Origin of the sequence: Sphingomonas sp. MJ1 (PH-R8), from assembly GCF_048058635.1 — a bacterium.
Lineage (GTDB): Bacteria > Pseudomonadota > Alphaproteobacteria > Sphingomonadales > Sphingomonadaceae > Sphingomonas.
In genome coordinates this window covers 250,635-273,632 of record NZ_JBBEFX010000001.1, presented here as the reverse complement: position 1 = coordinate 273,632, position 22,998 = coordinate 250,635, and the positions used below count along the sequence as shown (strand labels likewise).

Genomic DNA, 22,998 nt, shown 5'->3' with positions numbered 1-22,998 from the left:
GATGCGCATCATCTTCATGGGCACGCCCGGCTTTGCGGTCACGATCCTGGACGCACTGGTGGCTGCCGGGCACGAGATCGTCACCGTCTACACGCAGCCGCCGCGTGCAGGCGGCCGCCGCGGCAAGGCGCCGACCCCGACGCCGGTGCATGCCCGCGCCGAAGCGCTCGGGATCCCGGTCCGGCACCCGACGACGTTGCGCACTGCCGAAGCGCAAGCGGACTTCGCAGCGCTGGGCGCGGATGTGGCGGTCGTCGCGGCCTATGGGCTCATCCTGCCGCAGGCGGTTCTGGATGCGCCGCGGCTCGGCTGTCTCAACGTTCACGCCTCGCTGCTGCCGCGGTGGCGGGGCGCCGCGCCCGTGCAGCGGGCGATCCTGGCCGGCGACACCGAGACGGGGGTCGGCATCATGCAGATGGAGGCTGGCCTGGACACCGGCCCGGTGCGGCACGAGCTACGCACGCCTATCCGCAGGGACACGGCCGCCGAATTGACGGATCGACTTGCCCAATTGGGGGCCGCGGCGATGGTTGAAGTCCTTAACAACATCGACGCCCATCCGCCTGTTCCCCAACCGGAAACCGGCGTCACCTATGCCGCCAAGCTCGACAAGTCCGAGGCGCGGCTGCGCTTCGATGCGGGAGCGGGCGCGGTGGAGCGGCAGGTCCGGGCGTTTCATCCGACGGCATTCTTCGAACTTGATGGCGAGCGCTTCCGGGTCCTGGCGGCGGAAGTCTCGGACGGGACCGGCGCCCCGGGCACCGTGCTGGACGAGCGGCTTACGATCGCGTGCAACACGGGGGCGATCCGGCCCACCCTGCTTCAGCGCGCCGGCCGGGGCGCCATGCCTGCGGCAGACCTCCTGCGCGGCTTCCCCATCCCAGCGGGCACGCTGCTGTCGTGAGCCGGTTCGCGCTGACGGTCGAATATGACGGCCGCCCCTTCATGGGCTGGCAACGGCAATCGCACGGGCCGAGCGTACAGCAGGCGATCGAGGAAGCGGCCTGGCGGGTCACCGGTGAGCAGGTCGCGGTGCACGCTGCCGGTCGCACGGACGCAGGCGTCCATGCGCTCGCCATGCGGGCGCACGTCGAAATCGAAAAGACCATCCTGCCCTTCCGCCTCATGGAAGCGCTGAACGCGCATCTGCGGCCGGATCCCGTCGCCATTCTCGCCTGCGAGGCGGTGGAGGAAGACTGGCACGCCCGCTTCTCGTGCGTCGGTCGCTCCTATGAATACCGGATCGTCAACCGGCGGGCGCCGCTCACCTGGGAAGCGGGTCTCGCCTGGCAAGTGCCGCAACCGCTCGATGTCGATGCGATGCAGACCGCGGCGCAGTATCTCGTCGGTCGGCACGACTTCACGACCTTCCGCTCCGCACACTGCCAGGCCGAGAGCCCGCTGCGCACCCTCGATCAACTGGACGTCGAACGGCGTGGCGGCCGCGTGCTCATCCACGCCGCCGCCCGTTCGTTCCTGCACCACCAGGTCCGCTCAATGGTCGGATGCCTCGCCTTGGTGGGGCAAGGACGCTGGCGCCCGGAGCTGGTGCGCGAGGTGCTCGCCGCGCGCGACCGCTCGCGGTTGGGCCTCAATGCGCCACCGGACGGACTCTATTTCACCGGCGCCGTGTACCCGACTAACGGCTGAGCCGCGCCACCAGCTCGACATGGGTGGACCAGCGGAACTGGCCAACCGGCTGCACCCAATCAAGCCGGTAGCCGCTCTCGCACATCATCTTCACGTCGCGTGCGAAGCTGCTGGGATTGCACGAAACATACGCCACGACCGGCACCTTGCTGGCAGCGATCGCTGCTGCCTGCTCGCGAGCACCGGCACGCGGCGGATCTATCACGACTGCCGAGAACCGATCGAGTTCGGCAGGCGCCAGCGGGCGGCGGTAGAGGTCCCGATGCTCGGCAAATACGGGGCGGCCTGCGCGCGAGGCGGCGGCTTTTAGCGCCAGGATCGGCTCACGGGCGGCTTCGCCCGCATACACCTTGGCGCGCTCTGCCAAGGCGAGGGAGAAGGTGCCCAGTCCGGCGAACAGGTCTGCAACGATCGGAGCGCTCCCGACCGCATCCTTCACGCCCGCGACCAAGGCCGCCTCGCCCTCCCGCGTAGCCTGCAGGAAGGCCCCCGGCTGCAGCGCGACCGACACGCCTGCGAAGCTGATCGTCGCGGGCTCCGGCTCCCACCGGGTCTCCGGACCATAGCCATCATCCACCGACAGGCGGGCGAGGCCGTGCCGCTCCGCAAAGCCGGTCAACGCCTCCACTTCGGCGAGCTTGTCGCCGAGGGAGCCGGTGATCAGCACGTCGACGCCGCGATCGGTCTGCGCCAGATGCACGTCCGCCCGGCGCTCTCCCAGCATGGCCGCCAGCAGTGTCCGCAGCGGCGCGACCAGGGCGAACAGCTGCGGAAGCAGCACGTGGCATTCCATCATGTCGACGATGCGGTGGCTGCCGGTTTCCGTGAAGCCAAGCAACACCTGGCGTCCGCGACGCTCGGCATGCAGCGTTGCGCGACGCCGGGTGCGCGGCGGCGAGACAAGCGCGGGAAGGACTTCCGTCGCCAGGTTCTGAGTCGCAAGCGCGCCTAGCACGCGATCGCGCACGAACAGGGCGTAGCTTTCTTCGTCGAGATGCTGGAGTTGGCAGCCGCCGCACGCCGGAAAATGCCGGCAGGGCGGCACCTGATGATGGGGACCGGGCACCACGCTGTTGTCGGGGAGCAGCCGGTCGCCGGGGGCCGCAAAGGCTACGTGACGGCCATCGGCGGAGATGCCCTCGCCGCGGGCCGCCACGCGCACGATCAGATCGCCGCTCACAGGCATTCTCCCATTGCGACTGGGATCCGGGCGATCAGGTCGTCGGCTGCGAACGCGGGGCCGGCAAGTCGCGCCGCGCGGCTGTGCAGCCACACGGCCTCGTCGGCGCTGCCGCCGGCGGCGTGACGCGCGGCGACGAGCCCCGCCAGGACGTCGCCGGTACCGGCGGTCGACAGCCACGAAGATGCCGCGGACGCGACCACGGCCTTGCCGCCGGCCCACGCGATTACTGTGTCCGCGCCCTTGTGGATCATTGTAGCGCCGCTGTTCCTGGCGGCAGCGAGTGTCGCCTCGATCTTGCTGTCGGCGGCATCGAACATGCGCGCGAACTCGCCCGTGTGGGGGGTAAGCAGCGTCGCGGCCCTGCGGGTGCGCAGACGTTCGGCAGCCGTCTCGCCCAGCAGGCTGAGCGCGTCGCCGTCGATCACCAGATCCCGCTCGCAGCCAATCGCCGCCTCGAGGAGGTCCGTGGCCGCTTCGTCCCGGCCGAGGCCAGGCCCGATCACCACCGCGCCGATGCGCGGATCCGCAAGCAGGTCGGCGAGCGCATCCCTGCCGTCGATCGTGCGGTGGACGATCGAGTCGGGGCCGCTGGTGGCAAGCTCCGGCGCCGCGAGGATCACATAGCCGGCGCCACCGTGGAGCGCCGCGCGAGCCGCGAGACGGGAGGCTCCGGCCATGCTGCCGGCGACCACGACCACCAGCCCGCGATCATATTTATGCGCCTGTGCTTTCGGAGCCTGCATGGTCGGACGTGCGATGCTGCTCCAGTCGGCGCCTGGCTCCACGCCGATGTCGGCAAGCAGGACGTGGCCGCATTTGGAGAGGCCGGCGTCGAGCAGATGTGCCGGCTTGAGCGCGCCGAGCGCCACCGTGGCCGTCATCCCGTCCGGGGCGCCCAGATCGCGGCCGGTGTCGGTCTCGATGCCCGAGGGGATATCGATCGCCACCGAGACAGAGGCCGCGGCAACGAGCCGCGCCAGCTGGGCGGCTACGGGAGCGTCTAGCGCGCGCGACATGCCGGTACCGAACAGGCCGTCGACCAGGACCGGCCTTGGGCTCACCTGCTCCAGGATCTCCACCTGACCCTGCCACGCAGCGGCGTTGGCTGCGGCCGCGCCGCTCTTGGGCCGGCCGATCGCCGCGACTGCCACGTCATGGCCCCAGTCGCGCAGCAGCCTCGCGACGCCATAGGCATCGCCGCCGTTGTTCCCCGATCCCGCAAGCACCAGCACCGGCTGCCCCGCGCCCAGCCGGGCGACTTCCCGCGCAACGGCAAGCGAGGCGCGCTCCATCAGTTCGGATTGAGAGACGCCGCCGTCGAAGCAGCGCTGCTCGGCCACCCGCATTTCGTCTGCACGCAGGATGGGGGCGCCTGAAGGAAGGATCCTCATGCCCCAGCCGCTCCATCTACACGTGCAGGCAAACGGTACCGATCGCCGCCGATCTGCACCTCGATCTCGCTGGGTGACCGCAGGTGCACGACCGCCGGCTCCGCGCCGTCCGCCGCCGTGACGCCGCTCCCGTCCCTGGCGACGAGAAGACGCCGGAAACCGCCATCGGCACGCCGCACGGTCAACACCAGGCCTTGCTGGCCCTCACTTTGTTCGACCAAGCAGTTCTGCGCCAACTGCGTACCCTCCGCTGCGCAAACGATGCGCAAGCCGCGGGGAGGCTCAGGCGGCCCGGCATCGCCGCACGCGACGAGCATCAGCGACAGAAGCCCGAGGCCGCCCCAGCGCCAGAACGCCGCCGTCATCGCACGAGCTCCGCACGCACCTGGGCGATGACATCTGCGAGGATCGTCGACCACTCCCCGACGCCGTGTTCGCCTTGGATCAGGTCGTTGCGAACCTCGACGGACATGCTGGGGATGCCATGCGCCTCCGCATGTCGGTTGAGCGTCGCGTTGAGCTCGCGCCCGGAATAGGGCTCATTGTCTCCCGTGACCAAGCCCCGCTCCCGAAGCACCCGGATCGCAGGGTGCGCGGCCCGACTGTCCTGATTGTAGAGGATCCCAACCTGCCAAGGCCGTTCGCTGTCATCGCTTGCGAGCCGCGGCGTGAAGCTGTGGATCGCCACGACCAGTTCGGGCCGATAGTCCTGCACCGCCTGTTCGATCGCTGCGTGATAGGGGATGTGGTACCGCTCAACCCGTGCAGACCGATCGGCGCCGTGGTTGCCCGGGATCGCATGGCCATCGCTCAGAGCCGGGATGAGACCGCTATGATCCGGCTCCCGATGGAGGTCGATCACCAGCCGGGAAACGGTGCCGAGGACGGCCGGCGCACCCAGGCTTGACGCGAGGCTCCGGGTCAGCGCGGCCGCGCCGATGTCATAGCCGATGTGCAGATCCAGCAAGGCAGGCAGCACGCCAAGGCTGATGTCCGCCGGGACGTGGTTGGACGCATGATCGCACAGCAGCAGCACGCCGCCTGCGGTGCCGTCGATCCGCTCGGCGGACGGGAGATCGTTCGGGTAGGAAGAGGATACGGCAGGGCTGCGGTCGGACATGGCAGCGACCTGCCCCAGGAACGGCCGGCTGTCACCCCCCGGACGGGAGGATGGCGCCTGCACGAGGCAGGGGCCATCCACGGACGTCCGCTGACGGCGTCTGATCCGCCGTCCGTTTAGGCCCGAGCGCAGACGCGGCTGCAATCCTGCAAAAGCCAATTCTGCCGCGACACGCCGTCCCGCCGCGGGATTCCCCGTCTAGATCAGTGCCGTTTCGAGACACCACCACGCGGGCTCGGCATCCCGGACCGCCTCGGCTGCCGAAGCGCAGGCGAGGGTGTCCTCGAACAAGGCGAAGCAAGTCGCGCCCGAACCCGACATCCGTACCAAACGGGTGCGGGGCTGGCGCTCCAGAAGGGCGAGCACGGCGTCGATGGCAGGTGCCAGCGACCGTGCCGGAGGCTCCAGGTCATTGCGGCCGGAACAGGCGACCTCCAGCAGGTCCCCCCTGCCGATCGGACCGCGGTCCACACCGTCCCAACGGCCGAACACCGCTGCCGTGGAGACACCCACGCCGGGGTTCACCAGCAACGCAGGAATGCCGGTGAGACCGTCCACCGGCACCAGATCCTCACCGCGCCCCCGGCCGATCGCCGTTCGGCTGAGCAGGCACGCCGGTACGTCCGATCCGAGCGAGTCCGCACAGGCGAGCAGGTCCGGATCGTCGTGCCGTACCCCCGCGCTAGTCGCGAGCGCCCGAAGCGTCGCGGCCGCATCCGCCGATCCGCCGCCGATGCCGGAGGCGACCGGAAGCCGCTTGTCGAGCAGGATCGCACATGGCCGATCATCACCGAAGGCCAAGCGGAAACGATCGCGGGCGCGCGTGACGAGATTGTCGCCCTCCGCCTGGAGCGTGCCTGCGAAAGGACCGGTGATGACGAAGCTGTCCGCCTCGGCGTCGGCGACGGTCAGCCGGTCGCCGTCCTCCACGAACGCGAACAGGGTCTCCAAGGCGTGATAGCCATCGGGACGGCGGTGCCGGACATGAAGCGCGAGGTTGAGCTTCGCGCGAGCCACTTCGTGGATCATGAGCGAGGCGACGCCGATGCCGCGGGCAATCCTTGCAGGAGCTTCTCCGCCAATTGCGCATCCTTGGACGAGTCCGCGTCCAGACGGGCAGCGGACCACGCATAGCGTGCTTCATAGCGGCGGCCGAGCCGCCAAAGCACGTCTCCCAGATGTTCCTGCACTGTCCCGCTCACCTCGTTCGCACGGGCTGCCTGCTCCAGCAGCGGCAGAGCCCGGGCCGCGTTCCCCTGTCGATAATAGGCCCAACCCAACGAATCCGCGATGTTGAGATCCTCCGGGGCAAGCTGACGGGCCTGTTCGAGCATCGCGATGGCGGCAGGCAGGTTCACGTTCCGCTCGACCTGTGCATAGCCGAGATAATTGAGGACCAGCGGCTCTGCGGGCGCGACCTCGACGGCGCGGCGCAAGACCGGCAGCGCCTCGTCCCACCGTCCCGCCTGCTCCAGCGCCGCCCCCCGCTGGAGCAGCAACGCCCAGTCCGGCGGCTCCCCTTCCCGATCCAGCGCCGTCGCATAAGCGGCAGCGGCCTCCCCGAACCGCCCCTCCTCGGTGAGCAGGTCGCCGAGCCGGCGTGCATCCTCCCCGCTGCTATCGGAGCCGGAGGAGAGCGCCGTGGCTGCAGCGATGGCGGCATCCTCCTCGCCGGCGCGCGCCAGCACGGCCGCCTCTGCGGCACGCCCCTCGCGAGCAAACGGGCTTCCGGCGGAGATCGCCGCCAGCGCCTGATGCGCCTTGGCATCGGCGCCCTCCAGCGACAGCGCATCGGCGAGTGCGATCCGTGCCCCGTCGTAGCGCGGGTCGAGGACCAGGGCCGCACGCGCGAGCGCGATCGCGAGGGACGCGGTTTCCTCAGACGCGAGATCCTTGGCAACGCGTGTCAGGAAGCGCGAGCTCCCGAACCTGGCGTCGCCCTTTGCGCCCCGCCCCAGCCGCTGGCGGTAGAGGGCCAGCACGGGATCCTCTCCCGCCAACAAAACCCGCGCGGCGTCCTGCTTGCCCTTACCCGCCAGCAGCGCAGCGGCGGCCTGCCGGAACTGCTGGTCCTCCTGCAGGGTGCCGAGTTGCGCTTGGACCGCAACCAGCCCCTCCGCCGTGCTACCGCTCGCAAGGAGGATCAGCGCGTGGTTCTCGGACGCATAGCGGCGGTCGAGGGCGTCGCCTTCTCGCGAGGCGAACTGCAGTGCGGCTGCCGGGTCGCCCCGATCGAGCGCAAGCCATGCGGCAAGCACCGGTTGCAGGAAGTCGAGCGGACCTTCGCCCAGCGTCTGCACTGCCCCAGACGCACGATCCGGCTGCCGAGCCACCACCGCATCCGCGAATTCGAGGACGGCAGCATCCGGCGGCGCAACCCCCGCACGCGTCAGCACCGCCAGCGATTTGCGGGCAAGCGCTAGGTCTCCGCTCGCCAGGCCCTCGCGATACGCACGGATTGCGACCACTTCGCTGCCGGGCCGGGCAGCGAGCGCAAGCGCGTAATAGCGTGCAGCCGCATCCACCGCGCCGTCTGCATCCGCCGCGCGTGCACGAACATAGGCGGGCAGGTTTTCCTCGGCAGCGGCGGCAGGCGACGCAACGGCAACACCCGCTGAAGCGACGGCGCTCAGCAGCAGGCGCTTACATGTTGGGATAGTTCGGTCCTCCCCCACCCTCAGGTACCACCCAGTTGATGTTCTGCGTGGGATCCTTGATGTCGCAGGTCTTGCAGTGAACGCAGTTCTGGGCGTTGATCACGAAGCGCGGCTTGGCGCCCTCGGTCTCCACCACCTCGTAGACCCCCGCGGGACAATAACGCTGCGCCGGCTCGTCGAACATCGGCAGGTCGTAATCGATCGGAATGTCGGGATCGCGCAGCGTGAGGTGGACCGGCTGATCCTCCTCATGGTTGGTGTTCGACAGGAACACCGAGGAAAGACGGTCGAACGTCAGCTTCCCGTCCGGCTTCGGATAGGCGATCGGCTGGACCTGATCCTTGCGCCAAAGGCTTTCGTGATCCGGATGGTGGCGCATCGTGAACGGCATGCGGATGCCCCAATGCTCGGCCCACATGGTGATGCCGGAGAGCCCCGAGCCGACGAAGTCGCCGAACTTCTTGACCAGCGGCACCACGTTGCGGACCTTGCGCAATTCCTCATACACCCAGCTCGCCTCATAGGCGCGGGGATATGCGTCGAGCGTGTCGCCGGCGCGTTCCGCCACAATGGCATCGAACGCGGTCTCGGCCGCGAGCATCGCGGTTTTCATCGCCGTATGCGTGCCCTTGATCCGGGGCACGTTCACGAAGCCTGCGGAGCAGCCGATCAGGGCGCCGCCGGGGAAGACCAGCTTGGGTACGGATTGCCAGCCGCCGTCGTTGATCGCGCGCGCGCCATAGGACACGCGCTTGCCGCCCTCCAGGATCTTGGCGATCTCCGGATGCGTCTTCCACCGCTGCATCTCGTGGAACGGCGAAAGATGGGGATTGGAGTAGTTGAGCCAGGTGACGAGGCCCAGTGCTACCTGCCCGTTCGCCTGGTGATACAGAAAGCCGCCGCCGTTGGTGCCGCGGGTTTCCGACAGTGGCCAGCCTTGCGTGTGGATCACCCGTCCCGGCACATGCTTTTCGGGCGCAATGTCCCAAAGCTCCTTGATGCCGATGCCATAGACCTGCGGCTGCGCATCCTTCGCGAGGTCGAAGATGCGGATCAGCTCCTTGCTGAGGTGCCCACGGACGCCCTCTGCCAGGAAGGTATATTTGGCGTGGAGCTCCAATCCAGGCTGCCAGTCCGGCTTGCGGGTACCGTCGCGGGCGACGCCCATGTCGCCGGTCGCGACGCCCTTGACCGATCCGTCCTCGTTGAACAGCACCTCGGCCGCGGCGAAGCCGGGAAAGATCTCGACGCCGAGACCCTCGGCCTGTTCCGCCAGCCAGCGGCACAGGCTGCCGAGCGAGCAGGTATAAGTCCCCTCGTTCGACATGAACGGCGGCAGCGCGAAGTGCGGCATTTCCGTCTTGCCCGTGGCGTTCAGGATCCAGTGATGGTTCTCCGTCACCGGCACCGCTGCGAGCGGGCAGCCCTGATCGCGCCAGTCGGGCAAAAGCTCGTCCAGCGCGCGCGGATCGATCACCGCTCCCGAGAGGATGTGGGCGCCGACTTCGGACCCCTTCTCCAGCACGCAGACCGCGATCTCGCGGCCGGCCTCGTTGGCCAGCTGCTTCAGCCGGATCGCAGCCGACAGACCTGCGGGGCCCGCGCCGACGATCACGACGTCATAGGGCATTGATTCCCGCTCGTTCATGCACTCCTACTCCCACGCTCGCTGCGGCACCGTGTCGTCGCGTACCTGCAACGTCTTGTCGGCAGCGGAATTCATTCAGATTGACCGCGGCGTCAACCCGGTGGCCTATATAGGGTGATGGGGGCGGATCAGCATCTCGATTGGCGAAATATCGCGGCAAGCACACTGGATTGGTGGCTTGAGGCTGGTGTCGACACGCTGGTTGAAGAACGGCCGCGCGATTGGTTGGTTCCAGAAGCGCTGCCGGTACCTGCTCCACTTCCGGCGGCAGCACCTGCGGCAGAGCCGAGCACAGGCTATCCGGCCACCTATGAGGAATTCCTCGCCTACCGGATGGGGGATCAGGCACCTGACGCAAAATGGGCGCCGGCGCGCGTTGCGCCGAGCGGGGACCCGGCCACTGCGGCGCTGATGGTGCTGACCGACGTTCCCGAAGAGACGGACGCCGGCGCCGGACACCTGCTTGCCGGCCCCGAAGGCCGCCTGCTCGACCGAATGCTGGCGGCGATCGGTCTGGCCCGGGAACAGACGCTGATCGCCTCCGTCTGCGTCGCCCCCCCGCTTGCGGGGCGGGTGCCGCGTGCAAGCGCCACCGAACTTGAGGCGATGGCCCGGCACCTGGTGGGAATCGTCCGCCCCAGGCGGCTGTTGCTGCTCGGGCAGATCGCAAGCCGCGCCGTGCTCGGCTCGAAGGCTGGAGCGCACGGCGACTGTTCGGACGTGCTTAGCGATGACAACCTGGCGTGCAAGGCGGTCGCCACCTACCACCCGCGGGTGCTGCTGGAGCGGCCGATGTGCAAGGCGGAGGCCTGGCGTGACTTGCAGCTGTTGATCGAGGAAAACGACGCGTGAAAATCGCTCTTGCGGTAGGCGCCTTGTTGATGGCCGCTCCTGTGGCCGCCAACGCCAGCGATCTCGATGAGGGTCGCGTCCCTGCGCGGGGCAGCGCGAAACACGGCGTTCTTGAGGGCGTCCCTCGCCAGTTGAGCAGCGAAGAGCGCACAGCCTATCGCTCGGTATTCGCAGCGATCCGGGATGCGCGCTGGGCCGATGCACAGCTTCAGCTCGATGCGCTCAAGCCGGGCCCGCTGCACGCCGTTGCCCGTGCCGAGCTTTACACTGCGCCCAATTCCCCCAAGGTCGCGCTTGAGCCTTTGCTCGCGCTTCTGGCGGAAGCGCCCGAACTCCCGGAGGCGCCGCAGCTCGCGCGTCTTGCACAGCTTCGCGGCGCGGCATCCCTCCCCGCGCTGCCCAGCCAGCAGCGCATGACCTGGTTCGATGGTGCGCCGACGCGCGTCCGGACGCGCGCGATCCGCAGCGACCAGGTGGCCGCCGAACTCGCCATCGCCATGAAGCCGTTCGTCAAGCTCGACGATGGCCCTGCGGCCGAGGCGTTGCTCAATCAGCGCGCGAGCGAGCTCACGCCTGAGGCGCTGACGGAATGGCAGCAACGCGTCGCCTGGATCTATTTCGTGGCCGGGGACGACGGCAACGCCCGCCGGGTCGCGCGGCTCGCACAAAGGGGGCAAGGCGACTGGGCCGCGCAGGCGGACTGGACGCAGGGCCTCGCCGCATGGCGGCAAAAGGACTGCGCCGCGGCGCAGGTGGCGTTCGGCGATGTCGCCCGTCGTGCCACCGATACCGAGCTGCGCTCCGCCGGCCTCTACTGGGCGACCCGGGCGGACATCGCGTGCGGTCGCCCGGACCTGGTGCAGCCGCGCCTGCAAAGCGCCGCGCAATATGGCGAAACCTATTACGGTCTGCTCGCTCGCCAGGCGCTGGGCATGGTCGACCGCAAGTCGTCCCCCGAGCGCGTGACGGCGGATTGGCAGGCACTGGAACGGCGCCCGAACGTCCGCGTCGCGGCCGCCCTGTCCGAGATCGGCGAAGCGGCACTGGCCGACCAGGTTCTGCGGCACCAGGCCAGGATCGGCGATGCCAGCGACTATGCTGCGCTCACGCGCGTCGCGGGCAGCATGAACCTGCCGGCGACCCAGCTTTGGCTCTCGCATAATGCGCCGGTCGGGGCGAAGCCCGTCCTGGAGGCCCGTTACCCGGCACCAGACTGGACGCCGGACGGCGGTTGGCGTGTGGACAAGGCCCTGGTCTATGCCCACGCCTTGCAGGAGTCGAAGTTCAACCCGCAGGTGGTGAGCCCCGCGGGCGCCTTTGGCCTGATGCAGATCATGCCGGCAGCCGCGAGCGACTTCGGCCGTGCCAAGGGCGTGACGATCGATCGCTCTGCCCTCGCCCGTCCTTCGACCAACATCGAAGTGGGTCAAAGCTATCTCGAGAAGCTGCGTGACATGCAGGCGACCGGCGGGCTGCTGCCCAAGGTGATCGCCGCCTATAACGCCGGGCCGAGTCCGGTGCAGGCCTGGGACCTGCAGGCGCACGACGGCGGAGATCCGCTCCTCTACATCGAGTCGATCCCCTATTGGGAGACGCGCGGCTATGTGATGTCGGTGCTGCGCAACTACTGGATGTACGAAAAGCAGGAGGGGAAAACCTCCGCCAGCCGCGCGGCGCTCGCGCAGGGCATGTGGCCGAAGTTCCCCGGAGCCAAGGGCGGCGGTGCGGTGCGTCTCAGCAGCAACGGCCGCTCGTCCGTCACCCATGCGAATTGATTCCCAGTGCGCGTTCATCCCTGTCCGCATCGCTGTCCTCACGGTTTCGGACACGCGGACGCTTGCGGAGGATCGGTCAGGCGATACTCTCGTCGGGCTGTTGACCGAGGCCGGTCATGTGCTCGCCGATCGCGCGCTGCTTCCCGACGATGTCGCCGCAATCGTAGGACGGTTGCACGGATGGATCGACGATCCCGCAATCGATTGCATCCTGACGACCGGCGGCACAGGTGTAACCGGGCGCGACGTCACGCCCGAAGCCGTGGAGCGCGTCGCGGACAAGATGATCCCCGGTTTCGGTGAGCTCTTTCGCTGGCTGAGCTATGCCAAGATCGGCACGTCGACCGTCCAGTCGCGCGCCTGCGCCTGCGTCTCGCGGGGCACCTATGTGTTCGCCCTTCCCGGCTCCACCGGAGCCGTTCGCGACGGTTGGGAGGGCATTCTCGCCTCGCAACTGGATAGCCGCCACACGCCCTGCAATTTCGTCGAGTTGATGCCCCGCCTGCGCGAGCGTTGATTGGCGCGGGGTTGATTCCGCGTTCTACTTATGTTCTCCTTGTGCCATGGCTCGCACTGCCCGTGGCGCAACGATCAACAGCACCAGCACCCGCTTCAACCTGCCGGAGCGGGAGGTGGATGGCGACTGGCTGGATGCCCGCGAGGCGATCGACGGCGCGCCGCCGTCGGTGCGTACCAGCGTGGGCCTGCTCACGCCCCGCACGATCATCAGCTACAACCGGTCGCCCGACATCGGCTTCGATCGCTCGGTGAACCCCTACAATGGCTGCGAACACGGCTGCATCTACTGCTTCGCGCGACCGAGCCATGCCTTTCATGATCTGTCCCCAGGCATCGACTTCGAGACACGGCTGTTTGCCAAGCCGGATGCGCCTGCGCTGCTCCGGGGCGAGCTTTCGAAGCCCGGCTACCATGTCCGGCCGATCGCCTTCGGCACCAACACCGATCCCTATCAGCCAATCGAAGCGGACTGGCGGATCGCTCGAGCATGCATCGAGGTGCTGTCCGAGTGCGACCATCCGCTGACCATCACCACCAAGTCCGACCGCGTGGTGCGCGACCTGGATCTCCTAGAGCCGATGGCGACGAAGGGCCTCGTCTCCGTCGCGATGTCGATCACGTCGCTCGATCCTGTGATCGCCCGCACCCTGGAGCCCCGCGCGCCGCACCCGGGCAAGCGGCTCGCCGCAGTGGCCGCCCTGACCGCAGCCGGAATTCCCTGCTCCGTCTCCGTAGCCCCGGTGATCCCCGCCATCACCGATGGAGAGTTGGAGCGCATCCTGGAACAGGCGGCGGCCGCGGGCGCATGCGGCGCCTTCTTTCTCCCCGTCCGTCTGCCCTGGGAGGTCGCCCCGCTGTTCCGCGCATGGCTCGACACGCATTTCCCAGACCGTGCCGAAAAGGTGATGGCAATCATCCGCTCCTTACGCGGAGGGCGGGTCAACGATCCGAACTTCTTCACGCGCATGCAGGGCTCGGGTCCCTGGGCCGAGTTGATGCGGACCCGGTTCCGCATCGCGATCCGCCGATACGGACTGGAACGCGGGCGTGCGCCGCTGAACTGCGACCGGTTTCGCCGGCCGAGGGGACCGCAGGGCGATCTGTTCGACTAAGCGGGCTGTAAGGGAACCGCCGGGGACTCCGCGCGCTCTCCACCCCGGAGACGCCATGACCCGTACCTGCATTGCCGCGGCGGTTACTACCGCCCTGATCGTGACGCCGACGCTTCCTGCCTCGGCACAGACAGCCCGCACCATCTCCCGATCCGACAAGGCTCAGGGTGCGCAGGCCCATCCCCAGCTGCTGTCGGAGTTCGGCGGCGCCTATACAGGGCCTCAGGCGGCGTTCGTCGAACGGGTCGGCAAGCGCGTGGCCGTCCAGTCCGGCCTCTCGAACGCGCAGGGCGACTTTACCGTGACCCTGCTCGACTCGCCGGTCGAGAACGCGTTCGCGATCCCCGGCGGCTATGTCTATGTCACGCGCCAGTTGCTCGCCTTGATGAACAGCGAGGCGGAACTCGCAGCGGTGCTCGGCCATGAGGTCGGGCATGTTGCCGCGCGGCATTCCAACAAACGTAACACGCGAGCGACCCTGGGCGGGCTTCTGTCGGCCGGCGTAGGCTGGCTCACCGGAAGCGACGTCCTGGGGCGTATCGCCAGCACTGGCACGCAGCTCTACACCCTCGGGTTCAGCCGCTCGCAGGAATATGAAGCGGACGGCCTGGGCGTCCGCTACGCCACCGCTGCGGGCTATGACCCCTATGGTATGTCGGCGATGCTTCGCCAGCTGAACGATGACCAGACGCTCGCCGCGCGGATCGAGGGACGGCAGGCCGATGCGGTGCCGACCTGGGCGAGCACCCATCCGAACGGCGAAGATCGTGTCGCCCGCGCCCGCCAGCTTGCGCAGCAGATGCGCGCCGCACCCGCTTCGAACGTCCAGGACACCGCGTTCCTGCGAATGCTCGATGGACTTCCCTATGACGACAATCCGGCACAGGGGATCATCGACGGCCAGACCTTCCGCCATCCGCAGCTGCGGCTGCAGTTTACCGCCCCGGCAGGCTACAAGATCGACAACGGCACCGACGCGGTGACAGTCGCGGGAACCGGCGGACAAGCACAGTTCCGGGCCGCGGCCGCCACCAGCGACCTGCCCGGCTTCGTGCGAGCGCGCCTGGGGGAACTTGGCGCTCGGGATACGTCCGGTGTCGAACTGCGGACCAGCGAGGTGAACGGGCTTCAGATGGTGCAGGGCACCGTCTCCGCCACTAGCAACGGCCGTGCGGTGGATGCGACGGTCGTGGCGTATCGCTTCCCGTCGGCGACCTACTACTTCCTCGTGGTGACGCCCTCGGGCAATCGCCTGGGCGCCTTTGCGAGCATGGTGTCCAGCGTTGCGCAACTTTCCCCGCAGGCAGCCGCCGCGATCAAGGGAAAGAGGATCCGCATCGTGACGGTGAAAGCCGGCGATACGATCGACAGCCTCGCGCGCCAGATGGCCTATCCGAGCTATCAGCGGGAGCGGTTCGTTACCCTCAACGGTCTTGAGGACACGCCCACGCTCACGCCCGGCCGGCTGGTCAAGCTGGTCGTCGCCGGCTGAGCTTCAGGCGACGGCCGCCAGCCGCTTCGAGTCGGCCGCGCGCAGGTTGGCGGAGGTGATCCCCGGCAGGCGCTCGACGCGGCTGGTGAGCTCCCCGTCGAGCAGATAGTCGCGCCCCAGCAGCAGATGCGCCGTGGTCTCGCCGGCTGCGGCGACTTCGGCCCAAACCTCGCCGCGCGCACCCCGATGCCCGGCCAATAGGGCGGCCAGCGCCGGGAGCGCCGTGGAGTCCTCGACCTTGAGTTCGAGGGTCAGTCGGACGCTGTTTGCCAAAGCCTCGAACGGCTTCACCGCCTTCACCGTCACGCGTGCGCTTTCGTCGCCGGGACGACGATCCAGTTCGAGCGTCATGAGCCCGCACCCGCCGAGCTTGCTGGCTTCCTCCAGCGCATCGGCGGCGGCATCCTCGAAGCAGGTGGCGATGCACTGGCCGCTCGCGTCCGACAGGGTCGCCATCATGTACCGCTTGCCGCGCGCGGACGTACGCCAGCGTGCATCCTCGACCAATGCGGCGACCGTAGCCCCCGAACGACCGCCCTCCGGCACCGGCGTGTCGGCGAGCGCCGCGATGCTGCGCGCGCCATGGACCTTTGCGAGATGCGCATAGCGGTCGAGCGGATGGGCAGAGAAGTAGAAGCCGAACGCCTCGCGCTCTGCCGAGATAGCCTGCGTCATCGACCAGTGCGCATCGGGCAGTCGGATCGCCGGCTCGGCCGCGCCGCCGCCGATGCCGAACAAGCCGCCTTGGCCGCTCAGCTTGTTCTCCTGCGTCCGCGCCGCGACGCCCAGGACGATCTCGGCAGCGCCTGCCACCGCGGCGCGATCGGGCACGATGCTGTCGAAGGCACCGGCGGAAGCGAGCGTTTCCAGCTGGCGCTTGTTGAGCAGCCGCGGGTCCGCGCGATGGGCGAAATCGTCCAGCGTCTTGAAAGGACCGTTCGCGCGGCGCTCCTCGACCAAAAGCTCCATCGCCCGCTCGCCCACGCCCTTGAGCGCCGCGAGGGCATAGCGAACCGCCAGTCCGTCGCCGTGCGGCTGCACGTCGAACTCCGCCTCGCTCGCATTGAGGTCGGGCCCCAGGCAGGCGATGCCGAGCCGCTTCATGTCGTCGACGAAGATGGCCAGCTTGTCGGTCTGTGCCATGTCGAAGCACATCGACGCGGCGAAGAACTCGTGCGGGTAATGCGCCTTCAGCCAGGCGGTCTGGTAGGCGAGCAGCGCATAGGCGGCCGCGTGCGATTTGTTGAAGCCATAGCCGGCGAACTTGTCGATCAAGTCGAACAGCTCGTTGGCCTTCGCCTCGGGGATGTTGTTCACCTTGGCGCAGCCCTCGACAAAGATCGAGCGCTGCGCGTCCATCTCCGCCTGCACCTTCTTGCCCATCGCGCGGCGCAGCATGTCGGCGCCGCCCAGGCTGTAGCCGGCCAGGATCTGAGCGGCCTGCATCACCTGTTCCTGATAGACGAAGATCCCGTAGGTCTCCTTCAGGATCGGTTCGAGCAGGTCGTGCGGATAGACGATCTCCTCGCGGCCCGCTTTGCGCGCGCCGAAGCTCGGGATGTTGTCCATCGGACCCGGCCGATAGAGCGACACGAGCGCGATGATGTCGCCGAAATTGGTCGGCCGCACCGCCGTCAGCGTGCGGCGCATGCCTTCGGATTCCAGCTGGAACACGCCGACCGTTTCACCGCGCTGGAGGAGTGCATAGACGCCCTCGTCATCCCACGGCAGGCTGTCCAGATCGACGGTGACCCCGCGCTTGGCGAGAAGCTGCACGCCCTTCTTCAGTACCGACAGCGTCTTCAGGCCGAGGAAGTCGAACTTCACCAGCCCCGCCCCCTCGACATATTTCATGTCGAACTGGGTGACCGGCATGTCGGAGCGGGGGTCACGGTACAGCGGCACCAACTCGGCCAGCGGCCGGTCGCCGATCACCACGCCGGCGGCGTGGGTGGAGCTGTGGCGTGGCAGGCCTTCAAGCCGCATCGCGAGGTCGAGCAGGCGGCGGACATCGTCCTCCCGCTCATACTGGTGCGCCAGCTCGCTGACGCCGTTGATCGCGCGTTCGAGCGTCCACGGATCGGTTGGGTGGTTCGGCACCAGCTTGGCGAGCCGATCGACCTGGCCATAGCTCATCTGCAGCACGCGGCCGGTGTCCTTCAACACGGCGCGCGCCTTCAGCTTACCGAAGGTGATGATCTGCGCCACCTGATCGCGGCCGTACTTGCCTTGGACGTAGCGGATCACCTCGCCACGCCGGGTTTCGCAGAAGTCGATGTCGAAGTCGGGCATCGACACGCGTTCCGGGTTGAGGAAGCGTTCGAACAGCAAGCCGAGCTTGATGGGGTCGAGGTCGGTGATGGTGAGCGCCCAGGCGACCGCGGAGCCTGCGCCCGAACCACGGCCCGGGCCTACGGGGATGTCGTGGTCCTTGGCCCATTTGATGAAGTCGGCAACGATCAGGAAGTAGCCGGGGAAGCCCATCTGGATGATGATGCCGACCTCGAACTCCAGACGTTCGAAATACTCCGGGAAGCGCGCACGCAAGGCGGATTCGTCGAGCTCCGTCCCTTCCCCGTCTTCCAGTTCCACAATCTTGCGAAGCCGCGCCACGAGCCCGGCAAAGGCGTCTTCGCGCAGCCGCGTCGCCTCGCCTTCGCGATCACCGGCAAGGCTGGGGAGGATCGGCTTGCGCTTCGGGGCAGCCACGGCGCAGCGCTGCGCCACCACCAGCGTGTTCGCGATCGCCTCCGGCAGGTCCTCGAACAGGGCCCGCATCGTGTCCGCGGGCTTCATCCAGAGATCGGGAGAACTCCGCTGGCGATCCTCGCTCGCGACATAGCTGGAACTCGCAATGCAGAGCATCGCGTCGTGCGCTTCGTGGAAATCGGGATCCGCGAAGCAGCAGGGGTTGGTGGCGACCAGCGGAAGGCTACGATCGTAAGCCAGATCGAGCAGCGCCGCCTCTGCGCGTTGCTCGATCTCCTCGTTCCGCCGGCAAAGCTCCACATAGAGCCGGCCGGGGAACAGCGCCTCCAGCTTGTCCGCATAGGCAAAGGCCGCTGTCTCCTGCCCGTCCGCGAAGAGACGGGCGAGCGCCCCTTCGCCGCCCGCGGTCAACGCCAGCAGGCCATCGGTGCACCCTTCAAGCGCCGAGAGTGGCACATGCGCCGGGATCTCGACCGGGCGATCGAGATGCGCCTTCGACACCAGCGCGCAGAGATTTTCGTAGCCGCGCATGTCCTGCGCATAGAGTGCCAGCCAGTCGAGCGGCGGCTCCACCCCCTCCGGCACCGGGCGCGCAACGCTGAGAAGGGTGCCAATGATCGGCTGCACGCCCTCGGCCTTGCAGGCGTCCGAAAAAGCCATCGCCGCGTAGAGGCCGTTACGGTCGCTCAGGGCGATCGCGGGAAACCCCAGCTTGGCAGCCTTCTTCGCGATCACCTTGGGATCGATCGCGCCTTCTAGCATGGTGAAGGAGGAAAAGGTGCGAAGTGGTACGAACCCGGAATGCGGCATGCCGGACGCCTAGCCCAGATCGCGTGATTCTTCCAGCGCGCCGACCGTGGAACGTCCGCGGTAACCCGCCGTTCTGGTCCGAACTGAACGGGAGTTGCGCGATGGCCGATTTTCGAACTTCCTCCCAGGATCCGTTTACCGCCTTTTCCGGCACAGGCGCCGGATGGGGCTGGATCCTCCTCTATGGGATCGCCTCTGCCGTTTTAGGGCTGCTCGCCTTCGCCTGGCCCTTCTCCGCCACCGTCGCGGTCACGATCGTGGTCGGAAGCTTCTTCCTGATCTCCGGCGTCCTCGCGATCATTGCAGGCTTCGCGGGGAGAGGACATGACGTCCGCGGCTATTCGATCGCCTACGGCATCTTATCGGTCATCGTGGGCCTGATGCTGATGTTCCGCCCCGTAGCCGGCGCGATCTCCCTGACCCTGCTGGTCGCGATCTGGCTTGCGGTACGCGGGCTGATGGAAATCCGCTGGGGCCTAAAGCTCCGGCGGCTCCGCGGGCTGATGCTGGTCCTCGGCGCGGTCAATCTGGTGCTGGCCATCCTGATCCTGGCGACCGTGCCGTTTTCGGCACTGACCCTGCCCGGCTACATCCTCGGCTTCAGCTTCCTGCTCGGCGGCATCACGGCGATCGCGAGCGCGATCAGCCACCGCGCCGGAGCACCCGCCTTCGACGTACCCCGCTGAACGATCAGGCGCCGAGCAGACGCTCGATATCCGCGGCGATCGCCTCTGGCTTGGTAGTGGGAGCATAGCGCGCCACCACCTTACCGGAGCGATCCACCAGGAACTTGGTGAAGTTCCACTTGATCGACTTGCTGCCAAGCAAGCCGGGGGCCTCGGCCGCGAGAGCGCGGAAAAGCGGTGCTGCATTCTCCCCGTTGACGTCGATCTTCGCGTACAAGGGGAAGGTCACACCATAGGTCAGCGAGCAGAAGCTCGCGATTTCGGCAGCGTCGCCCGGCTCTTGGGCGCCGAATTGATTGCAGGGGAACCCAGCACCGAAAAGCCCTGGTGCGCATACCGCCGCTGCAGCGCCTCAAGCCCCTCGTACTGCGGCGTGAAACCGCACTTCGACGCAACGTTGACGATCAGCAGGACCTCGCCTGCATGGTCGACGAGCGTGCCGACACTGCCGTCCGAACGCGTGACGGGAAGATCGGTGATCGTGGTCATCGGTGGCTCCTGCTCAGTCCAGCTTGCCTTCGTGTAGGCGCACGACACGATCCATACGCTGGGCGAGGCGCTCGTTGTGCGTGGCGATCAGCGCGGCGGACCCCTCATGGCGCACCAGGCGCAGGAACTCGGCCAGGACCACATCGGCCGTCGCCTCGTCCAGGTTGCCGGTAGGCTCATCCGCGAGCACCAGCGCCGGCTGCGTGGCCAGGGCACGCGCCACCGCCACCCGCTGCTGTTCGCCGCCGGACAACTGGCTGGGGCGATGCCCAAGTCGATGGCCAAGCCCCAATGCCGTCAGCAGCGCCTGCGCACGCGCCTCGGCGTTCGGTCGATCGCTTCCTGCAATCAACTGCGGCAGCACCACGTTCTCCACCGCGTTGAAGTCCGGCAGCAGGTGATGGAACTGGTAGATGAAGCCCAGCCGCTCCCGCCGCATCGCCGTGCGTCCGGCGCTGTCCAGACGCGCCGCCTCGACGCCGCCGATCCGGATCGATCCCTCGAACCCGCCCTCGAGCAGGCCGACCGCCTGGAGCAGGGTCGACTTGCCCGAACCCGACGGCCCGAGCAGCGCGACGATCTCGCCGGGCTGGACCAGCAGGTCGACGCCGCGCAGCACGTGGATCGTCTGTTCGCCCTGGGTGAAGCTGCGGCGCAGTTCCTGGGTCTGCAGGACGGGATCAGTCATAACGGAGCACCTGCACGGGATCGGTGTTGGCGGCCTTCAGGGCCGGATACAGCGTGGCGAGGAAAGCCAGCAGCAGCGCGACGACGGAGATGGCGGTGATTTCCACCGGATCGACCTTCGACGGCAACGTGGTCAGGAAGCGGACGGTCGGGTCCCAGATGTTCTGGCCCGTCACCAGCCCGATGAACCCGACCACGCTCTGGCGGAAGTGGAGGAACACGAAACCGAGTACGAGCCCTGCCCCGACGCCGAGTGCCCCCACGGTGGTGCCGACCGTCATGAAGATCCGCAGCAGGCTCGCCCTGCTTGCCCCCATCGTCCGCAGGATCGCGATGTCGCGTGTCTTGGCGCGCACCAGCATGATCAGCGACGACAGGATGTTGAACACGGCAACGAGGATGATGATCGACAGCACGGTGAAGGTGACGATGCGATCGACCGCGAGCGCCTCGAACAGCTGCGAGTTGAGCTGACGCCAGTCGACCAGTCGTCCGCGCGCACCTACCTTGTCCGCCAGGGGCGCCAAGATGCGCTCGACGCGGTCGGCATCGTTGGTGTTGATCTCGACCATGTTCACGCCGTCGCCAAGCATCAACAGGGTCTGCGCATCCTCCATCGGCATGATGACGAACGCCTTGTCATAGTCGTAGACGCCGACTTCGACGATCGCTCCGACCCGATAGCTCACCATCCGGAGCGCGGTGCCGAAGGGCGTCGCCGGGCCTTGCGGGTTGATGATCGAGATGTCGCTCCCCACCGACGCACCCAGGGATTCCGCCAGGCGCGACCCGATCGCGACCGTTCCGCTGTTCGGCACGAGCGAAGTGAGCGATCCGGCCTTCACATTGTCGCGGATCGTGGGATTGCCCAGGATGTCCGGCACCTCCATGCCGCGCACCAGCACGAAATCGGACCTGCCTTCCAGCGTCGCGAACAGCGGCTGCTCGATCAGCGGGGTCGCCGAAGTCACGCCGGGCGTCTTGCGCGCGTCGTCCAGGACCTGCCGCCAGTCCCGCAGCACGCCGTTGTAGCCTTGCACCACCGCGTGGCCGTTCAATCCCACGATCTTGTCGAACAGCTCCGCTCGAAAGCCGTTCATCACGCTCATCACGATCACCAGGGCGGCAACGCCCAGCATCACGGCGATCAGGCTGATCCCGGCGACGAGGGCGATGAACGCCTCCCCCCTTCCGGGCAGGAGGTAGCGTCGGGCGATCATGCGCTCGTAGCTGGACAGGAGCATCGGCTGGGCAGGTCTCGCAAGAGAAACAGATGAGCACGCCTGTAGGTGGCGTGGCGGAGAGAGGCAATCTGCCCTGTTGCCGAATGAACACACGGTTAAGCGATTCTCTTGGGAGAGCGGCGCAGGCTGGTGACAAGGTCCGGCGCGCGACGTAGCAAGTCCCCACGAAACGCAGGCAAACAGGCCGTGGTTCGGGGAGGCTTTCAAGCCCCGCTGTCCTTAAGGGGAAGCAGCGCGCGGGCAGGAAGCTGACAAGGGGGCTGACGAGCGATCGTCACGCAGGCGCTCGGATCGGAAACGGTCCGAGCGTTTGTCGTTTCGGGTTCCGCCGGTCCTCTTGAAAGGCCAATGCCGTTCACCAAATCCTCTGATGAGCGATGCCTTCGGGGTCGCTCGGGAGCCGGGCAGATGCCGGCGTCCCAGACAAGCAACTTGCTCAATGGAGGATTTGCATGCGCCAGTTCGATTTCACCCCCTACCGCCGTTCGACGATCGGCTTCGATCGCCTTTTCGACATGCTGGAGGCTTCGGCCCGGCAGGCTTCGTCGGAGAATTACCCGCCGTTCAATCTCGAGCGCCTGGCTGAGGACCGCTATCGCATCACACTCGCGGTCGCCGGCTTCAAGTCCGAGGAGATCGATATCACCGCACAGCAGAACATGCTGCTGGTGACCGGCAAGAAGGCTGCCGAGACGGATGCACAGCGCAGTGCATTCCTGCACCTTGGCATCGCCAACCGCAGCTTCGAGCGTCGCTTCGAACTCGCCGACTTCGTGCGGGTGGAAAGCGCCAATCTCGCTGACGGCCTGCTCGTGATCGAGTTGGTTCGCGAGGTTCCGGAAGCCATGAAGCCGCGCAAGATTGCGGTCTCGACCGGTGCGGCTCCGGCCGTGGAGCATCGTCCGGCCGACGACCATCAGGAGGCACAGGCCGCCTGATCCAGTTTACCGACTAAGGCGCGTCGCTCCCTTGCG

At 67.6% G+C, this 22,998-nt stretch carries 19 protein-coding genes and 1 pseudogene; 9 read left to right on the top strand and 11 right to left on the bottom strand.

Annotation, left to right across the window (positions count from 1 at the left end; genetic code table 11):
* Position 1: 1 nt before the first annotated feature.
* Complete coding sequence (fmt, locus tag VPH46_RS01270) at positions 2-904, top strand: methionyl-tRNA formyltransferase (protein ID WP_416608192.1); 903 nt, start codon at positions 2-4, stop codon at positions 902-904.
* Positions 901-1,650 carry a tRNA pseudouridine(38-40) synthase TruA gene (truA, locus tag VPH46_RS01265; RefSeq protein ID WP_416608190.1) on the top strand — a complete coding sequence of 250 codons (750 nt, stop codon included), beginning with the start codon at positions 901-903 and terminating at the stop codon, positions 1,648-1,650. The genes fmt and truA overlap by 4 nt, the downstream gene beginning before the upstream one ends.
* Here the strand turns inward: truA and VPH46_RS01260 are convergent.
* The 7 genes from VPH46_RS01260 to VPH46_RS01230 all read right to left on the bottom strand — a co-directional run bounded on the left by VPH46_RS01260 (position 1,640) and on the right by VPH46_RS01230 (position 9,649).
* Positions 1,640-2,836 carry a class I SAM-dependent RNA methyltransferase gene (locus VPH46_RS01260; RefSeq protein ID WP_416608188.1) on the bottom strand — a complete coding sequence of 399 codons (1,197 nt, stop codon included), beginning with the start codon at positions 2,834-2,836 and terminating at the stop codon, positions 1,640-1,642. The genes truA and VPH46_RS01260 overlap by 11 nt on opposite strands.
* Complete coding sequence (locus VPH46_RS01255; RefSeq protein WP_416608186.1) at positions 2,827-4,224, bottom strand: NAD(P)H-hydrate dehydratase; 1,398 nt, start codon at positions 4,222-4,224, stop codon at positions 2,827-2,829. The genes VPH46_RS01260 and VPH46_RS01255 overlap by 10 nt, the downstream gene beginning before the upstream one ends.
* Positions 4,221-4,589 (bottom strand): hypothetical protein, encoded by a 369-nt coding sequence (locus tag VPH46_RS01250; RefSeq protein WP_416608184.1) that lies wholly within the window; start codon positions 4,587-4,589, stop codon positions 4,221-4,223. The genes VPH46_RS01255 and VPH46_RS01250 overlap by 4 nt, the downstream gene beginning before the upstream one ends.
* Positions 4,586-5,344 (bottom strand): N-formylglutamate amidohydrolase, encoded by a 759-nt coding sequence (locus VPH46_RS01245; protein ID WP_416608182.1) that lies wholly within the window; start codon positions 5,342-5,344, stop codon positions 4,586-4,588. Before VPH46_RS01245 ends, VPH46_RS01250 begins: the two co-directional genes overlap by 4 nt.
* A 198-nt stretch (positions 5,345-5,542) precedes the next feature.
* The gene (locus VPH46_RS01240) at positions 5,543-6,373 is read right to left on the bottom strand and encodes a 4-(cytidine 5'-diphospho)-2-C-methyl-D-erythritol kinase (protein WP_416608180.1); all 831 of its coding nucleotides are present in this window, start codon (positions 6,371-6,373) and stop codon (positions 5,543-5,545) included.
* Positions 6,370-8,019 carry a tetratricopeptide repeat protein gene (locus tag VPH46_RS01235; RefSeq protein WP_416608178.1) on the bottom strand — a complete coding sequence of 550 codons (1,650 nt, stop codon included), beginning with the start codon at positions 8,017-8,019 and terminating at the stop codon, positions 6,370-6,372. The genes VPH46_RS01240 and VPH46_RS01235 overlap by 4 nt, the downstream gene beginning before the upstream one ends.
* Positions 7,988-9,649: a 4Fe-4S dicluster domain-containing protein gene (locus VPH46_RS01230; protein ID WP_416608176.1), complete on the bottom strand. Its 1,662-nt coding sequence runs from the start codon at positions 9,647-9,649 to the stop codon at positions 7,988-7,990. The genes VPH46_RS01235 and VPH46_RS01230 overlap by 32 nt, the downstream gene beginning before the upstream one ends.
* Before the next feature lie 117 nt (positions 9,650-9,766).
* On the opposite strand from VPH46_RS01230, the gene VPH46_RS01225 reads away from it, so the two are divergent.
* The 5 genes from VPH46_RS01225 to VPH46_RS01205 are packed head-to-tail and all read left to right on the top strand — an operon-like array spanning position 9,767 to position 15,399.
* Positions 9,767-10,501: a uracil-DNA glycosylase family protein gene (locus tag VPH46_RS01225; RefSeq protein ID WP_416608174.1), complete on the top strand. Its 735-nt coding sequence runs from the start codon at positions 9,767-9,769 to the stop codon at positions 10,499-10,501.
* Between the two features lie 29 nt (positions 10,502-10,530).
* Positions 10,531-12,276, top strand: coding sequence for a lytic transglycosylase domain-containing protein (locus VPH46_RS01220; RefSeq protein WP_416608341.1), 1,746 nt, complete (start codon positions 10,531-10,533; stop codon positions 12,274-12,276).
* Positions 12,266-12,793 carry a molybdenum cofactor biosynthesis protein B gene (gene moaB / locus VPH46_RS01215; RefSeq protein ID WP_416608172.1) on the top strand — a complete coding sequence of 176 codons (528 nt, stop codon included), beginning with the start codon at positions 12,266-12,268 and terminating at the stop codon, positions 12,791-12,793. Before VPH46_RS01220 ends, moaB begins: the two co-directional genes overlap by 11 nt.
* A gap of 46 nt (positions 12,794-12,839) precedes the next feature.
* Positions 12,840-13,907 carry a PA0069 family radical SAM protein gene (locus tag VPH46_RS01210; protein ID WP_416608170.1) on the top strand — a complete coding sequence of 356 codons (1,068 nt, stop codon included), beginning with the start codon at positions 12,840-12,842 and terminating at the stop codon, positions 13,905-13,907.
* Between the two features lie 55 nt (positions 13,908-13,962).
* Positions 13,963-15,399, top strand: coding sequence for a M48 family metalloprotease (locus VPH46_RS01205; RefSeq protein WP_416608168.1), 1,437 nt, complete (start codon positions 13,963-13,965; stop codon positions 15,397-15,399).
* 3 nt (positions 15,400-15,402) lie between these two features.
* Here VPH46_RS01205 and dnaE read toward each other — a convergent pair whose 3' ends face one another.
* Complete coding sequence (dnaE, locus tag VPH46_RS01200; RefSeq protein WP_416608166.1) at positions 15,403-18,918, bottom strand: DNA polymerase III subunit alpha; 3,516 nt, start codon at positions 18,916-18,918, stop codon at positions 15,403-15,405.
* Positions 18,919-19,019: 101 nt separating this feature from the next.
* Here dnaE and VPH46_RS01195 point away from each other — a divergent pair, with 101 nt between their 5' ends.
* Entirely contained in the window at positions 19,020-19,604 is a 585-nt protein-coding gene (locus tag VPH46_RS01195; RefSeq protein ID WP_416608164.1) for an HdeD family acid-resistance protein, read from the top strand.
* Positions 19,605-19,608: 4 nt separating this feature from the next.
* Here the strand turns inward: VPH46_RS01195 and VPH46_RS01190 are convergent.
* From VPH46_RS01190 to VPH46_RS01180, 3 genes and pseudogenes are all read right to left on the bottom strand, one after another.
* Positions 19,609-20,093, bottom strand: a pseudogene (locus tag VPH46_RS01190) (glutathione peroxidase).
* Between the two features lie 13 nt (positions 20,094-20,106).
* Positions 20,107-20,781, bottom strand: a complete 675-nt coding sequence (locus VPH46_RS01185) for an ABC transporter ATP-binding protein (RefSeq protein ID WP_416608162.1) — start codon at positions 20,779-20,781, stop codon at positions 20,107-20,109.
* On the bottom strand, positions 20,774-22,024 hold the full coding sequence (locus VPH46_RS01180) for a lipoprotein-releasing ABC transporter permease subunit (protein WP_125959588.1): 1,251 nt from the start codon (positions 22,022-22,024) through the stop codon (positions 20,774-20,776). Before VPH46_RS01180 ends, VPH46_RS01185 begins: the two co-directional genes overlap by 8 nt.
* A 452-nt stretch (positions 22,025-22,476) precedes the next feature.
* On the opposite strand from VPH46_RS01180, the gene VPH46_RS01175 reads away from it, so the two are divergent.
* Entirely contained in the window at positions 22,477-22,962 is a 486-nt protein-coding gene (locus VPH46_RS01175; protein WP_416608160.1) for an Hsp20 family protein, read from the top strand.
* The last annotated feature ends 36 nt before the right edge of the window (positions 22,963-22,998 follow it).